A 15,567-nucleotide genomic window follows, 5' to 3' on the forward strand; every position below is an offset into this window, starting at 1 on the left:
AAATGAAGACTTAAAAGTTAAGGTGAATCGATTTCTTGGGGCCGGTAATACTACAAATATCTATTCAGTTACTAATATTGAAGAAGGTATTGAATATGCCCTTAGGTTACCTAAGAATGATTTTCATTATATCTATTCAACAAATCAACTCTATCCAGTTCTTGAGCATTATAATGTAGTAATACCAAAAAGGTTCACACCTATAGATTCGAATTTTATATTAACTGAAGTTATAGATATTGCTTTTGATATGACAACTTTCTTTGAGGATATTGTAGATGAAAGTAATAATACTATAGCTCTTGAAGCAAAAGAGGCCTTATTTCAATTTGCTAAGAGTACCGCTATGTTTGAGTCTATTGGTGACTTTAATGGAACTCAGCTTGTTTACTCAAAAGAAAAGAAAATGTGGGTTCTTTTAGACTGGATGAATTCTTATGAGTTATTTAATCCGTTTAGGAGACAGTACCTATTTACTAAGCAAAATATAACAAACTTAGATCATTCAAAATTTATATCTGAAAAAGGTTTATCACTTATTGAAGAAATACAATCTCTCATAGTAGATGAGCGCATAATTCTAGAAGAGATTGATGAAAGCTTCTTTAAGCTACTATCTTCTAATCCCAAGGCCCATTTTAAAGAGGGGATAGCTTTTAAGTGGAATACCTCTAAATTTAAAGACAAATTTAAAAATGAATTTCTTATAAAGAATATAGGTAATATTGATAATCTTGAATTGGTAGAGAAAGACTTCCAAGAGATAAAGAAGATGTTTAAGTTTTACGATAGTGAGTCAGTTCCCTTGCTAACATTTCAGTTGAAAAGTGCGAAAACAAAAAAAACATATATTAGAACAGTCTTAGAAGATAATTCGCTTTTTAGTTTTGCAAAAAGAGAGATTCTTAATCAAACAAAATCTCAATTTTTCGAGCTTGGTGGTACTAATGAAGAATTAAATGAATTAATAAAACTTCTAGATAAAGACATGAAAACTTGTAAGGAAAGTATGAAGCTATTTTTCTAATGGTCTCTTATCAATTCAAGCAATTTAAATAATCCACTTCTTGAGAAACGCTCTTTTAGTCCAAGGCGATCACCCTTATGGTAGAGTAGCGTTGATGAATTCTCACTCTTTGTTGCCCAACCAATACCAACAGTTCCAACTGGCTTTGTAGGAGTAGCTCCTCCTGGTCCAGCAATTCCGGTATAAGAAATCGCTATGTCGCACTCAAGGGCATTTCTTGCTCCAAGGGCCATCTCTTTAGCACACTCTACACTAACTGCTCCGAAGTTTTCTAATGTATTGGCATTAACTTTCAATAGATTAGTCTTTACTGAATTAGCGTAACTGACAATTGATCCATAGAAAATCTGTGAAGATCCTGATATATCTGTAATCTTTGAAGAGGTGAGTCCACCTGTACATGACTCCGCAAAGCCAATAGTAAGCTTCTTCTCAGTTGCTTCTTTTACTATAAGCTCTTCTAGTTCAAGGTTCCCGTACTGCCAGACATGTTCTTTCAGTGCTGATGACTCAATAATCGCCTTCGCCTTTGAAATTGTTATGTCTTTATCTGCTTGATTGAAATAGAGAACTATATCAATTCCTAAGAGGTTGGGGAGTGAGCTTACTTTTGCAATCTCTGACAAGTCTTCCCACAGAGTTGGACAGAGCTCGCCAAATATAATTTCCTCTGGAACGCCTCTGGTTCTAATTGAAAAGAGGTCTGTCACCTGAAAGGAGTCATCACTGTATATTTCTTTGAGCTTTGGTACAAATGTATTTTCTACCATTGATTTAAATTCTCGAGGTACGCCTGGTGCACTGAGGATCGTTTTTCCTTTTGAGGTATAAAGTAGCCCTGGAGCATATCCGTTTAGATTGTTTAATAGTTCAAAGTCTCTTGGGTAATAGTGATAAGCGTTCTTACTTGGTGTCCACTCTTTATCAAATTTAGCGTATAGGCTTTTTATTAGCTCAATTGATTTATCATCAAAGATAAGATCTTTTTGAAAGTGCTTGGCCAAAATATTTTTAGTAATATCGTCTTTAGTTGGCCCAAGACCACCGCTGGTGATGATAATATCCACTGTCTCATATAGCTCTACTATCGAGGCCTTAATTTCAGCTTCATGGTCATTAATAATTTTTATTTGCTTTAACTTTAGCCCTACTGAAGGTAGATATTTGGAGAGCCAGTGACCATTTAGGTCTCTTGTTCTTCCTGCTAAGAGTTCATCGCCAATAATTAATAGAGCGCAGTTCATATAACTTCCTAAAAACGTTGATTTATACTATAAATTATACTCTCAACCCGACAGTAAGAAAAGTTAATGATAAGAGAAGATATGTCTAAAAGAATACAATTTGTCCTCGATTTTGAAGAGGATGTCGAAAATTACCTAAATAAGCGTCATCCAAAGATGGCGGACTACAGAATACTGTCTAAGGCCCTAGATGCTAGAGGGTCTAATAGAGGGAAGAGACCCCGGTATAACTACAATGTTGAAATTATCCATCAGGGCGAGAAATTTTCAGGGAAAACTGAAGAGTTTAAAGATCTTGGTGAGTTTAAAAATAAGCCTATTATCATAGGTGCAGGTCCTGGAGGACTATTCTGTGCCCTTCGTCTCGCTGAGTATGGAATACCTTCAATTTTAATTGAGCGAGGGGAACGTGCACATAAGAGGATGAAACATATTGCTCGGTATTGGCGATATGGAGAGTTTAATACAGAGAATAATGTTTGCTACGGTGAGGGTGGAGCTGGATTATTTAGTGATGGAAAGCTAATCACTAGAGTTAAGTCCCCATACGTACAATATGTGATGAATAGACTCGTCGATTTTGGAGCACCAGAGGAAACGGCATATGTATCTAATCCCCACCTTGGCTCCAATAAGATTAGAATGCTGATTAATAAAATAAGTGACTCTCTTATAGAGTCTGGGTGTGAGATTTTCTATAACACTAGAGTTGATGAGCTTGTTTATGAAGGTGAGAGTGTTACTGGCGTAAAGCTTAGTGATGGGAGAACTCTGCATTCGGACAAAGTTGTTCTTGCTACAGGTCACTCAGCAAAAGAGATGTATAAACATTTAGAAGATAACTCTGTGACTATGGCACCAAAAGATTTTTCTGTAGGAGTACGTATTGAGCACCCTAGAGAATTAATAGATAAAATTCAATATGGTGACTTTGCTGGTAGCTACCTTGGTGCGGCCAGATATAGACTGAGTTATGAGAATAAATCTACTCATAAAGGAACTTATAGTTTTTGTATGTGTCCAGGTGGGTATGTTCTATCTTCTGGTACAGATGCTGATGGAATAGTTGTGAATGGGATGAGTAATTATGCCCGAAACTCAAGATGGTCAAATTCAGCACTCGTTGTTTCTGTGAAGGGAGGAGTCGACTTTAAAACAGATAAAGTTTTAAATGGATTAGACTTTCAAAGAAATATAGAGAAAAAAGCATTTGAAGTTTCAACTGAGTTGGCCTCTGGTAAAGAACTTCCTTCTCAGACTCTTAGAGATTTCCTCGATGGTAATATTGGTAAAACAGCATTGCCAAAAACGTCTACCCCATCTGGGATCGTGGAAGCTCAATTGAGTACAATTCTTCCTGATTTTATAACTAACCATTTAAGAGATGCGCTTCTTCAATTTGATGAGAGAATGAGTGGATTTGTATCTAAGAATGCACTCCTACTTGCTCCAGAGACTAGAACATCTGCGCCAGTGACAATATTGAGAGATAGGGATTCATTAGAGTCTGTTTCACATAAGGGACTTTTCCCTTGTGGTGAGGGAGCTGGACACGCTGGTGGAATCACATCTGCAGCTGTTGATGGTGTAAGAATCGCTATGAGTATGATTTCTTCTGAGAAAGAGTATATTCCAAAATAAAGTATGAAAAATCTTTAAGTTAGCTTGTCTTACAACACTCCTAATTGATAGTTTATTACTTTCAATTAGGGAGATCTTGTGAAGAGAATAGTTACATATTTTGTCGACAATAGTTTTATTGTAAACACTCTTAGTTTGAGTATGATTGTCATTGGTTTGATTTCTTTTTTCTCAATGCAACGAGACTTAATCCCACAATGGAAAGATAAGAGAATTAGTATTTCCGCTTCACTTCCAGGGGCAACTCCTTACCAAGTTGAGCAATATCTAACAACTCCTATAGAGGACGCTATAAAGTCTCTATCTGGTGTTGATAAGTTAGTCTCAACCTCTTCACCAAGCTCAATGAGTATTAACTTAAGATTAAAAGACTCAATTGAAGAAGATGAGATTGATGATCTTTATGAAAAGGTTGACTCAATAGTACTTAACCTTGAAAGAGAGCTGCCAACAGAAACAGAAAACCTTACTGTTACTAATCATAAAGTATCTCGTTTTTGGTTCACGACTCTCTCTGTTTTAAACTTCAATGAAAATAGTCCTAAACACCAAAAATGGCTAAGTGATACAGAGAAGAGACTTTCTAAAATTAATGGAGTTGTTGAAATATCTAATTGGACTTCAAAGCCTCAAATTTACATAAAGTTTGATCAAGAAAAGCTCGCACGTTATCAAATAGAAATCAATGAACTTACAAATAATATTATAAAACGATTCGCATTCTTACCTTTGGGGACAATTACTAAAAATGGTGTTGATGTTAGTGTTGAAATAGAGAACGATGTCACTGGTGTTAAAGATATTGAAGAAACAATTATAAATGCAAACGCTAGTGGTAATATTTTAAGAGTTAAAGATATTGCATCTGTAGAGTACAAAATAGTGGAAAAAGAAACGGTAGGTTTTACTAATGGTAGTCCTGCAGCTGTTCTTGTTTTATTCAAAGATGTTGATTCTGATATAATCACTATGAAGGAAGACTTAGAGAAAGAGTTGATAAATCTCAATGAAAAAACTCCTGAAGGGATAAGTATTATACTTACAGGAGATGGCCCATCGTTTATTCAAAAGCAATTAAAAGTACTAAACTTAAATGGAATTATGGGAGGAGTACTTGTCATACTAATCTTATTCGCCTTCTTTGGGATTAAGAGTTCATTAATGACAAGTTTTGGATTGCCGTTGTCTTATCTTGCTACATTCACAGTATTAAAGCTTCTTGGGATAAATATTGATTTAATCTCTGTTGTAGGGATGCTTTTAATTGTAGGCATTCTAGTTGATGATGCAATTATTGTATCTGAGCTTTACATGCAAAAACTTGAAGCAGGTAGTACTCCAAGACAGGCAGCAATAGACTCTTCCTTAGAGACTATGCTTCCCATTTTTGGTACTGTTATTACAACAGTTATAGCTTTTGCTCCCATATTATTTTCAACATCAAGCCTCGCAGATATTCTTTTAGCTATTCCATGGGTTGTTATTGCTGCTCTAGCAATGAGTTTGTTTGAGTGTTTCTTTATTTTACCAAATCACTTGGCCCATTTTGTAAAAAAACCTGTTAAACACAAGAAGTTCTCAATCTTCAATAAGCTAACACGTCTCTATAGTACTGCTTTGTCTTTCTCCTTAAAGTGGAGATACTTAGTCCTTCTATTTCTAGTAGGTTCACTTGTTGGAACATTTATATTAACGAAAGAAAAAGTTCCCTTTAAATTTAATCTTAGAATTGGTAGTGAAAGAATAAAACTAGATATAGCTCTAAAAGAATCTTTATCTTTAAAGGATACTCAAGATCAACTAAAGCCCCTTCATAAGTTTTTGGATACTATCGACAAAGCAAAGTATTCTTACATAACTTCTCAGCTTGGACGTAATTGGTATAATGGCGTTGAGCAAGTAGGTTATAAGTATGCTGGAATAAGTATTCGATTTTCACAGGTCGATGATCTTGCAGTTGAACACAAAGAAGAGATAATGAAACTTATTGAAGAGCAGATCTCTTCCCTTAAAACTTCAAGTTTTGAAATCCTTAGTCTTAAGTCTGAAAAAGAGGGCTACGAAGATAAAAAAGAAAACACTTTTAAATTATCTAGCTTTGTTGAAGGAAATATTAGAGATGAAGAAGTCATCTCTAAAGTAAAGCTGATCTTTTCTAAAATAGAAGGGATTAAAGACGTCTATATTGATCCTGATCTTATTGCAACTACTTGGATGTTTGAGCCTAATAAGGAGTCTCTTTATAGCTATGGGATGACTCCAATTGATTTAAGTACAAAAGTTCAGGGCTTTGTAAGAAAGAGACATATAAAAGAATTTAGACACAATGGCGAAGTTGTAAATATCTATGGTTATATTGACGATGGTAAGAAGCTCTCTTTTGAACAACTCAATGACCTTTCTATAAACGTTGGGAATGGTCAAATCGTTAAATTGAAAAAACTAGGAGAGTGGAAAACAGTAAAATCTCTCAAAAGTATTGAGCATGAAGACGGTAAGAGAGCGTTAAACTTTGATTTAACATATGATGAAAAAAATCTTAAAAAAGAAAAAATAGAAGAGCTTGTAAAAGAGAAATTTCCAGAGATAAAAGAAATAGTTCCCGGTGTAAGCTTCGCCCTTGAAGACGCAGATCTTCAAGAGTCAAAAAATTCCAAAGCAATGGGAACAATGATGATAACTTGTGTCTTTCTTATTATCTTTGTTTTAGCTTTAATCTTGAAGTCTTTTGTTCAACCTATTATCATTGGTCTTGCAATACCATTTGGTTTGATTGGAATTGTTTGGGCCTTTTATTTTCACTCTCTTCCAATAGACGTGATGGGAATGGTTGGTGTCATGGGGATGGCCGGTGTCGTTGTTAACGATTCTCTTATTATGGTGACCACCATTAATGGTAAAAAGAAGAGAATATGGAACCTTACTAGAGAAGATATAAAGGAAGGTGCTGTAAGTAGGTTTAGAGCAATTATACTAACATCTATAACAACTTTAGGTGGTGTGTTTCCTATGGCCTATGGGTTAGGTGGAGATAGCGGTTTTACTAGACCATTAGCACTGTCAATGGGATGGGGGCTTCTCTTTGCAACTGGATTAACACTATTTGCTCTTCCATCTCTCTTGGAAATTCAAAGAGATTCTTGGTCATTGTTAAAGAAAATTAAATATCTCAAAGGTTATTTTACAGAAGAAGCACCTCTTGAATTCTCTCAAGCGCAATTCAATGATAATATAGTAATTCCTAATTTTGAAAGAGTTGATACTCCTACAGAGGACCATCTTCAATAGTTATCTTGAAAATGAATATAGAGGTTTGTCGTGAAGATAAGTACGCTAGAAGATGTTTAGATGTCGTTGATAATAAACCGATCTTATTCATTCATGCAACTTACTCGACACTGAAATACTTTCTAGGAAAGCTATTTGAGAGATGTATTGACTATCGATTGAGTGGTGTTTCTCATTCCGATGTAAGAGAGAAATTAGTTAGAGAATGGTTTGCTATAAAACAACTTATTTAAATATTAATAAAAAAAAGGCCCAATCTAAATTGGGCCTTCTTTTTTGAGGTTAGGGGTGACTTCAAAATTAATTGAAGTTTGTTAATTAGTTTGAATCATTATCCTGAGGAGCTCTTTCATCTTCCTTTGGTGCCTTGAACTTTGTTCCACCCTTTACTTGGAAAACATATTCAATCTCTTCAGGGTAGTAGATTTCACCATCTTTCATCTCGATAAAATCTTTTTTAATTACATCAGATGCATTTACAACTCTATTTCTAGAATCTCCAAGATTACCTGCTTTTAATATTTGCCCTCGGTATGTTTGGAAACCTGCAGCTTTAGTAGATGGACTAACTTGCTGTACAGATATCTTTTCAATTTTTGCATGTGACATTTCTGTCGCAGCAAAGATTACTACCGTTGTGAATATTAATGCTTTCAAAATTTCCATAGCGTACTCCCTTAGGTTCCCATTCTTTGGGATTTCCTTCGCGAACTTCCTTTTCCGCTATTTTGATCAACTCCTTTGATCTGTTTGTACTACTTAATACAAGTCGCGTGCCAAAACTATATACTGCATGTATGACCTAAGTTACTGTTAATAGGTATATTGAGTAGTATCACTTTGTACTGGTGCCAATGAGGCACCGCGCAACGGTGGTGCTATGGCACTTAAGTCCTGATTATGTAGGAAATATGTACTATTATTTAAGTATGGTACACCTCTTACTCCCCATTCTCTTTTTCTTTCTCTTAGAGAGTACTTCTGCAAAGAGTTATAAGTGTGGTACGGCCGAGGGCTATGCTCCTTATCAATATATCCAAGATGGTAAGGAGAGCGGCCTTGACCTCGAAATTGTAAAAGAGTTTAATAAGATAGGTCCACATCAAATCTCAGTTAGATCTGGTGAATGGGATAGTCTTGTATCAGAACTTTTTCACACTAGTGGAGTAGATTGTTTAATTGGAATGGAGAAAACGAAGAGTCGTGAAGCTAACTTTGTCTTTTCAAAAACAGTATACAAGCGAGAGTCTTCGCTGGTTCTACTTCAGAGTAGTACTATCAATAAGTTGAATTCTTTCAATGGGGAATTTGTTTGTGGCGATAAAAATTCATCCTTAGAGAGTTACTTAGTTGGACAAGAGGAGGCCAAAGTTCGATTAATTTACATGGAAAGTAAAGAGAAGTGTATGATAGCACTCAAGAATGGTTCTATTTCTGCAGCAATAATGCCGGTTAAAGTTTCAAAATATCTGTCAAAAAAAATGAATATAAAATTAAAGTCTTTAATTAATGGACAGTTTTCTTCAAATGTTGGATTTGCATTTAAGGTAAATAAAAAGAATGATTTAAATAGCTTTAATAAACAATTACTAAAACTGATAAAGAAGAAATCATTTAAGCAATTACTGAAAAAATATTAATCTTTCTTTGAGTAAGATCTCTTATGTTATTTTAACATTTATAGAAATAAGGTGCCTAGATTGTGATCTTCGGCACCTTCTTAATCAACTTTATAAATCTGCTTTAACTTCTGCAATAATAATGTCTATTAATTGATCTAATGAAATATCTTCATCCATCATCATCAAGTCAGATATTGTTATATCAAGTAATGAATCAGAAAGAGTATTTCGGTCTCCTTCAAAATTCCATGCACCTTCTTTAGCATTAGTAGGGAGTCCCATTAAAGGATTTTCTCTAGCTATTTCTTGATTAAAGTTTTCAATTACTATTGAATTATTCATCTTTGTTAATGTTTGTCTCTTTAATTCTTTCATTTCATTAGAAATGCATTCTTTCTGATTACTAGAATTGTGACATTCATCCATTAGATTTTCGTGAGCAATCATACTTAAGTATTTATATGACTCCAGTTCTCTGACTTTGATATCACTCGCAAAAATAGATGAGCACATAAGAAATGCAATTAGTAATTTCATTATTCCTCCATTCCAAAACTATATTTAATTAATAATTTATTATATATTTCTTTAAAATCTTTTTTCTTTTTCTTCATTCCAATTTCCCAATTTTTCATTGGTTCTCCTCCCCACATATTAAATCTTTTATAAGGGGTAAAGTCTCCACATGATTTAATAGTTTTTTGTTCCACTCTTCTTACTAGGTGATCTATGGGATCAACGTCAAACGAAGTTCCAATTTGTGAAGATCTATACAAATGTATCCATCGACTAGCTCCTGGCCATAATCCAAATGAGCTGCATTTTTCTTCTGTCATATTTAAGAGAATTAATGTGTTTATATAGCTTTTTAATCTGTTGTTACGAAATATAAGAGCTTCCATCGACAGCTGCTCATTGAAGCCTAGGTCATCTGTGACATCATCCTTTGGAATAAGCATCATGTATTTCAATAAGTCTAAAATGAGTGATTTTTCATGGTAGTTATGTAACTCATTTTCAAAGAATAGATTAAAGCTTGATGTATTCTCTAGTAAAACCTGTACAAATAACGGATGAAAGTTTTGAACAAGACTTAATCCACCAGTGTCGTATATATTTGCAGATTCAAGGTAGCCTCTAATAGCAATATGGAAAAATGATATTTTATCATGTAGGTATTTTCGTTTCTTTTTATTCATCTTTAATGCATTGTTATCAAAGTAGAATATTCTCGCCTTTGTTTCGCCTAGTTCTTCGACAAGGTCGTCCCATAAGTTCTTAGCTTTTATATTAAATTCAAGTATTTCATCCCAATCATTTGATTTTGTTAAAAACTCTTCAGTTATATTAAATCCATCTCTTGTGCTGTGAAACCCTGCATGATTTAGAGTAAATACTCGGTAGTAATCTCTAAGTCTAGGTATCCCTCTTGGACTACCTGTTCTTCTTGCTTTGATGCTTTCTATTGTACTATACGAAGAGTTTGTATTTTCTGAGCTCCTGATAATCTTTGTAGTTATAACCTTACTTTTCTCGTAATGATTGGTTTTAAATTCTAGATCTTTTACATCGCTTGCAGGAACTAGGTATGCATAATCATAGTTATTTAATTCAGCAGGAGAAGATTTATCTTCTTTTAGAAAGAAGTCTTTAGCAGTTTTAGCAAACATTCTCTCGCAATAAGTTGACTCTAGATTATCTTTTGAAATGTAAGATCTTGTCGCAACATAAGTTTGTTGCTTATCATTTTTGTCAATTATAAAATAATCGCATCGTCCTTGTTCTGACTTTATATAGTCGACTGGTACGTTATCTTGAAATTTCTCGTAACGATTTCCCCAAAATGCAGATACATTTGTGATTAGAACAAGATATGTTATTAAAAATTTAATGTTCATAATGTCTCCAGGTGCCTAAATTTTAGACATAAATTAGTCTATATGGGCCCTAAAATCTCAATATTACTGTGTTTGTACTATTAAGTGCAAAGAGAGCGCCATCTTTCTTGAGTTGATAATAAGTGAGAGTGGCCTGTGGTTAAATAAACAGAATCTTTCAAAAATGGACCAATTATGCGTATTTGACCCTTTAGTTTCTAATATAATCTATAAAGAGAGCCGATATAAAGGTTAATGAAAAAGGTTATTGGACGCGATATTGAGACTAGATATATTGAACAGGCAGAGCTGTTTGAAGAGTCTATACTTGTCCAAGGTAAGAAAGGTGTAGGTAAGACATTTTTAATCTCTCATTATGAGGTTAAGAATAAGAAGAACTTTCTTTGGGTTTCTATTGATAAGTTTAGATCTCTAGAGGATATTGTTAATTTAGAAATTCAAACTCATGGCTTAACATCTCCCGAAATTAGTTCTGTAGAATTACTTTTAAAAATATTTAGTAAGACTTGGTCTGAATACGATGGGGTAGTGTGGGAGAATTTTCAATTTCTGTCATCTAGCTACAAGAAAATATTAATTAATTTTGCAACTTCTTCTCATAAGTTTCCAACGCAATTTTTTACATCCACAGAGAATGAAGAAACCTTTGTCAAAAATCATTGTAAAATTATTCCATTAGAAAGCTTCACTCTCGATGAGACAAGGCTTTATCTAGAAAATATTAAAATTACTAATAAAGAACATGCTGCAATTGATGTTGAGAGTGTTTTTCAAGAGACAAAAGGGATTCCTAAACTTTTGAATATCTATATTCTATCTGATGGTGACATTAGTAGTTATTGGCGTAATCAAGTTGAAACACTGAGCGAACAACAGCAAGAGTTGATAATAACTTTGCTACTTATAAATAGACCAGTTAAATTGAGCGAATTAAATTTTTTAGAAGTTTCTATTGAAGACATATCTTTTTTAAATTCATTACTACTTATCGAATACTTCCAGAATGATAATGATTATATAAAATCAAACTTCTCACTAAGTAATATAGAAGACAGTTTTAACAGCGATGTTATATTTAGAATTCGTAACAACTTAGTGGATACATTAATTGAAAGTAATAAAGTTTCTGCTGAAATCATTTATCATGTTTTATTAACGCGAAATACTGATACTATCAATAGCTATTTAGAGAAGAATACAGATTTTTTTCTTCCAAGTCTTGAATCTCAATCAGCAATATTTTTAAATGATTTTTGTGATTTATGCGCTGATACTATTACTGAAGTTAAAAGCAGTGATTTAGTAATAATTATTTTACTACGATATTTATCTAAGTCCCTCTTCCTTCTTGGACGTAGGTCAGATGCTCTTAGTTATCTAAATAATTATTTCTCAGAAAATAAAGATTATAGTAAGTATAAAGATCAAGCAAAGTTTTTGATGATAGAGTATGTACAACAACTTAATAGAATGGACGATTTTGAACAAGCTCTTAGTTTAAGTCGTAAATTGATCCCATACACTAAAGAAACAATGAATATTCTTTTACGTATAGAACAAAATACGGCACTTATGAATATCGATATAGATGAATCCTATAAACTCTTTAATAGTCTTTACTCTGATACCAAAAATTATAAAGATGATTCTTACGATTATTATTTTGCCATGGGACAGTTGAATTTCCAGTACGCTAGATGTCTGTATAACCTAGAGCAAATGGATAAGGCTCAGGATGCATTCAGTAGAGCAGCACAATATTTTCAAAAGATATCGAAGCCATACTTTGCTACTGTTTGTGATTTAAATCTCATATGGGTATTAATAAAAAAACTAGACTATGATCAAATAAGAGTTAAGTCGAGCAGTGTCCTAGAGTATTGCCATTCTTTTGGTTATCATTATATCTCTGCAGGGATTAATGTAATTCTTGCAAAGGTTGATAGGCACCATCTTCAGCTTAATGAAGCGTTGGAGAAAATTAACTTATCTCTTGGTCAACTAGGTAATGATGCACCTTTTTTACCTTATAAAGATGCAACCATTGAAAAAATTAGAATTCTTCTACATCTTGGATTTAGAAACGATGCACGCTCACTTTTAGATGAATTAAGTCAAAGAGGTGAAAAGCATAAGGTTACCGAACTAGACGATTATAAAAAAGTAAAACTAGAAATTGATATTTATAATTACGATTCTCTTGAAGAAAAAGAAGCTTGGTCCCAAGTATCATACGATGAATATGAAGAAGATCATAAAAGTCTTTACCTATTTCAACTAGGTGAGGAATTAGATGTTCATGAAAACTCTCTGAGTAACCCACTATCAAAAGTTATGTTCTTCATTGGCCAAATATATAAGAGTATGATGAAGGGAAGTAAAAGTGAAGTTTGGTCATATATTTCAAAAGTGGAGAAGTTATTTGATGGTTGTTCTATTGCAAACGAATATTTTTATTATTATCGAATTGTTTCTCTTTTAGTCTCTATAGAGAAAGAGGAAAGGAAGCAACGTCAAAATATTTTGAGATCATTTTTTAATGAGATTAAAGACTCTTGTTTAAGTAAAGAGATTAAAGATATTTTTGAGGTTACAATTGAAAACCTTATATCGACAAACTCTAAGTCATGGACCAAGATTTCAAAAAGAGATCAATATCGTTATAAGTTAATTGTTAATAGTTTCACTGATAAGACAGAAGGCAAGTACTATCTAATTGATGGATTAAGTAAAAAGCTTGTACCAGACTATAAAGTAGATGAAAATTTAGATTTTGTATTTATAGATGATATTGGAGAGCTCTATTATAAAGGAGAGCTTGTCGCTGGATTTACAGGTCGAAAAAAACTACAAGACTTTTTAGGAGCATTTTTCGAAATTAGTCCTAGAGAGATTGGCAAGGTTGAAATTGTGCCTTTAATATGGGGAGAAATATATGATCCTTTCAAACATGACTCACGCGTATATACTAATATCCAAAGATTAAAGTCTGCTCTAAAGGTGAAAGACTTATTAATTAAAGGAGAGGATGGTTATTCTTGGAACTCTAAGTACTCCTTTAATTACTACAAGCGACGTGTTGATAAGGAGACTCAGATTGATAATCGTAACCAATCTCTTCTTATCAAAATTTTTCTAAGGTTTAGAAAGAAGGAAGAGGAGTATTTATCTAGAAAAATGCTTGTTGAAGCATCTGGTATTTCTGAATCTCAAGTGAAAAGAGAGCTCAGCTCTCTCCTTGAAAAGGGGCTTTTAGTCCAAACAGGTAAGGGAAGATCTGTTAAATATATGTTAACTATCTAATATTACGTTCTTTATTCGGTTCATTTATGTAAGTTTCTGTTAGTCATTTCTAATTCTATTCTCTTGTAAATTGTGTTCAGACAACAAACAACGTTTTATTAAAAAAATAAAGCGCAACACACATTAGGAGAACACAATGAACAACATCAAGAAAACATTACTAGTATGTTTATCAGTATTATCTTTAAATTCTTTTGCTGATACACCAACAAAAGTTAATTCATGTTACCTTACACAGAATTCTATTAGGTTTTCTCAACCTGCTACTTCAGTTCATGGAGCACTACAGGACAACTCATTCTATGAAGACTTCAGAGGAGTATGTCTAGAGAGTCTATCAGAACTTAACGTTCAACTTAAGATGGCCTTTGATGAGTGGAAGTATGGAAATCATAACTCTGCTGTTATGAGGCTTCACAACGCCTTAAAGGATTCAGCAAATAAAGTGGCCTTTGATAGCATTGATGTTCCACCTCATACAGCAACATCAATTATCAACAGCTATAGAATATCTGAAAAAGTTAAGGATTCTATTCAGAAGAACTTACCAGATAGAAGACTTGGACTTCAAGTTGAATTCATGATGCTGACAGAACTTATAAATATTGTGAACTGGGCAAATACAAATCTTGATAACCCATACTATAGAAATGTTGTAGATACATATATTTCTTTCGGTAATAATTTTAGTAGCATGAACTACTTTAATGATTACCTAGGTAAGGTGAAACAATTAAGTATTAAATACTTAAGATCATATCAAAAAGTTAAAGAGGCCTTAGCTTCTAATAAAGTAGAGCTTGATGTTGCCCATAGCTTTGCATCTGCGGCTAAAGAAACTCTTCAACAATCAGTATATAGAAGACAATTCTGTGCTGGGCTTAATGGACTAGATCATATTATGCGTCTAACTGAGAGTTTCCAATGTGGACAGGCCCAAATACCTAGTTACAGACAAGTAAATATCGTTAGATCAACGATGAGCAAGGTAGAGAGAGAAATATCGGTTGTAAGAGTTGGAAGATCGTCTTGTTATTAATTTTAAAAAAAGGAATAGGTGAAAATATGAAAACACTATTAAGAAATATATTATTTGTATCATTAATGTTAACGAGCTTTACAAATACTACTCAAGCACAACAGCGAGGATCAATTAATGTAAACCAAGAAATGGATGTACTCGTTCAAAAATTAGAGGTCACAAGTAAGGCCTCTCTAAACTTTAAAGATGGTTTCTATAAAGTTGAGACATTGAATGAATATAGTGACGAAGTTGAATATGACATGCTTGTTCAGACTGATGTAAATGATTCTGAGAAAAAACTGATTGTTCTGATTCCTGAAAGAGTTAGAAAAGGTAAAGAGTCTGGTTTTGGTTATTTTTTCCAAGCTAGACCAGTTTCAAGAGGTAGATCTCTAATGTTAAGTCCTATTTCTATAGGGCAAAATGGTAACTTTATAATCGAATCAGAAAGAAGTAGTTCAGCACCAGTTTTACTACTTTCAAAAAGTATGTTCAATGGTGGAAACAAGAGCTCTTTTAC

General features: G+C 33.4%; 12 protein-coding genes. 8 read left to right on the plus strand and 4 right to left on the minus strand.

All coding sequences use genetic code 11. From position 1 onward, the window contains the following. Positions 1-1,027, plus strand: a 1,027-nt coding sequence (locus ABX784_RS10485; protein ID WP_372654987.1) for a hypothetical protein, incomplete at its 5' end; no start/stop codon positions are given. Here the strand turns inward: ABX784_RS10485 and ABX784_RS10490 are convergent. After that, positions 1,024-2,271, minus strand: a complete 1,248-nt coding sequence (locus ABX784_RS10490; protein WP_372654988.1) for a nicotinamide-nucleotide amidohydrolase family protein — start codon at positions 2,269-2,271, stop codon at positions 1,024-1,026. The genes ABX784_RS10485 and ABX784_RS10490 overlap by 4 nt on opposite strands. Before the next feature lie 81 nt (positions 2,272-2,352). Between ABX784_RS10490 and ABX784_RS10495 the strand changes: the two genes are divergently transcribed. The 3 genes from ABX784_RS10495 to ABX784_RS10505 all read left to right on the plus strand — a co-directional run bounded on the left by ABX784_RS10495 (position 2,353) and on the right by ABX784_RS10505 (position 7,433). Next, positions 2,353-3,912 (plus strand): NAD(P)/FAD-dependent oxidoreductase, encoded by a 1,560-nt coding sequence (locus tag ABX784_RS10495; RefSeq protein WP_372654989.1) that lies wholly within the window; start codon positions 2,353-2,355, stop codon positions 3,910-3,912. A gap of 78 nt (positions 3,913-3,990) precedes the next feature. Continuing rightward, positions 3,991-7,200, plus strand: coding sequence for an efflux RND transporter permease subunit (locus ABX784_RS10500; protein ID WP_372654990.1), 3,210 nt, complete (start codon positions 3,991-3,993; stop codon positions 7,198-7,200). 5 nt (positions 7,201-7,205) lie between these two features. Next, positions 7,206-7,433, plus strand: coding sequence for a hypothetical protein (locus ABX784_RS10505; protein WP_372654991.1), 228 nt, complete (start codon positions 7,206-7,208; stop codon positions 7,431-7,433). Between the two features lie 85 nt (positions 7,434-7,518). Here ABX784_RS10505 and ABX784_RS10510 read toward each other — a convergent pair whose 3' ends face one another. Continuing rightward, positions 7,519-7,866 (minus strand): hypothetical protein, encoded by a 348-nt coding sequence (locus ABX784_RS10510; RefSeq protein ID WP_372654992.1) that lies wholly within the window; start codon positions 7,864-7,866, stop codon positions 7,519-7,521. Between the two features lie 263 nt (positions 7,867-8,129). Here ABX784_RS10510 and ABX784_RS10515 point away from each other — a divergent pair, with 263 nt between their 5' ends. Continuing rightward, positions 8,130-8,840: a transporter substrate-binding domain-containing protein gene (locus tag ABX784_RS10515; protein ID WP_372654993.1), complete on the plus strand. Its 711-nt coding sequence runs from the start codon at positions 8,130-8,132 to the stop codon at positions 8,838-8,840. 90 nt (positions 8,841-8,930) lie between these two features. Here ABX784_RS10515 and ABX784_RS10520 read toward each other — a convergent pair whose 3' ends face one another. Continuing rightward, entirely contained in the window at positions 8,931-9,359 is a 429-nt protein-coding gene (locus ABX784_RS10520; protein WP_372654994.1) for a hypothetical protein, read from the minus strand. Next, a complete protein-coding gene (locus ABX784_RS10525) occupies positions 9,359-10,720 on the minus strand; it encodes a hypothetical protein (protein WP_372654995.1) in 1,362 nt (453 codons plus the stop codon). The genes ABX784_RS10520 and ABX784_RS10525 overlap by 1 nt, the downstream gene beginning before the upstream one ends. A 234-nt stretch (positions 10,721-10,954) precedes the next feature. Here ABX784_RS10525 and ABX784_RS10530 point away from each other — a divergent pair, with 234 nt between their 5' ends. The 3 genes from ABX784_RS10530 to ABX784_RS10540 form a co-directional block, all read left to right on the plus strand. After that, the gene (locus ABX784_RS10530) at positions 10,955-14,023 is read left to right on the plus strand and encodes a hypothetical protein (RefSeq protein ID WP_372654996.1); all 3,069 of its coding nucleotides are present in this window, start codon (positions 10,955-10,957) and stop codon (positions 14,021-14,023) included. A 136-nt stretch (positions 14,024-14,159) separates the two neighbouring features. Further along, positions 14,160-15,062: a hypothetical protein gene (locus ABX784_RS10535; protein WP_372654997.1), complete on the plus strand. Its 903-nt coding sequence runs from the start codon at positions 14,160-14,162 to the stop codon at positions 15,060-15,062. Between the two features lie 26 nt (positions 15,063-15,088). Then, on the plus strand, positions 15,089-15,567 hold a 479-nt coding region (locus ABX784_RS10540; RefSeq protein ID WP_372654998.1), incomplete at its 3' end, for a hypothetical protein.

This window comes from Halobacteriovorax sp., from assembly GCF_041587335.1.
Lineage (GTDB): Bacteria > Bdellovibrionota > Bacteriovoracia > Bacteriovoracales > Bacteriovoracaceae > Halobacteriovorax.

What these genes read in the sequence shown, in the direction of transcription:
- ABX784_RS10490 (WP_372654988.1), bottom strand. Translation starts at nt 2,271, where the DNA reads ATGAACTGCGCTCTATTAATTATTGGCGATGAACTCTTAGCAGGAAGA.
- ABX784_RS10495 (WP_372654989.1), top strand. Translation starts at nt 2,353, where the DNA reads ATGTCTAAAAGAATACAATTTGTCCTCGATTTTGAAGAGGATGTCGAA.
- ABX784_RS10510 (WP_372654992.1), bottom strand. Translation starts at nt 7,866, where the DNA reads ATGGAAATTTTGAAAGCATTAATATTCACAACGGTAGTAATCTTTGCT.
- ABX784_RS10515 (WP_372654993.1), top strand. Translation starts at nt 8,130, where the DNA reads ATGGTACACCTCTTACTCCCCATTCTCTTTTTCTTTCTCTTAGAGAGT.
- ABX784_RS10520 (WP_372654994.1), bottom strand. Translation starts at nt 9,359, where the DNA reads ATGAAATTACTAATTGCATTTCTTATGTGCTCATCTATTTTTGCGAGT.
- ABX784_RS10525 (WP_372654995.1), bottom strand. Translation starts at nt 10,720, where the DNA reads ATGAACATTAAATTTTTAATAACATATCTTGTTCTAATCACAAATGTA.
- ABX784_RS10530 (WP_372654996.1), top strand. Translation starts at nt 10,955, where the DNA reads ATGAAAAAGGTTATTGGACGCGATATTGAGACTAGATATATTGAACAG.
- ABX784_RS10535 (WP_372654997.1), top strand. Translation starts at nt 14,160, where the DNA reads ATGAACAACATCAAGAAAACATTACTAGTATGTTTATCAGTATTATCT.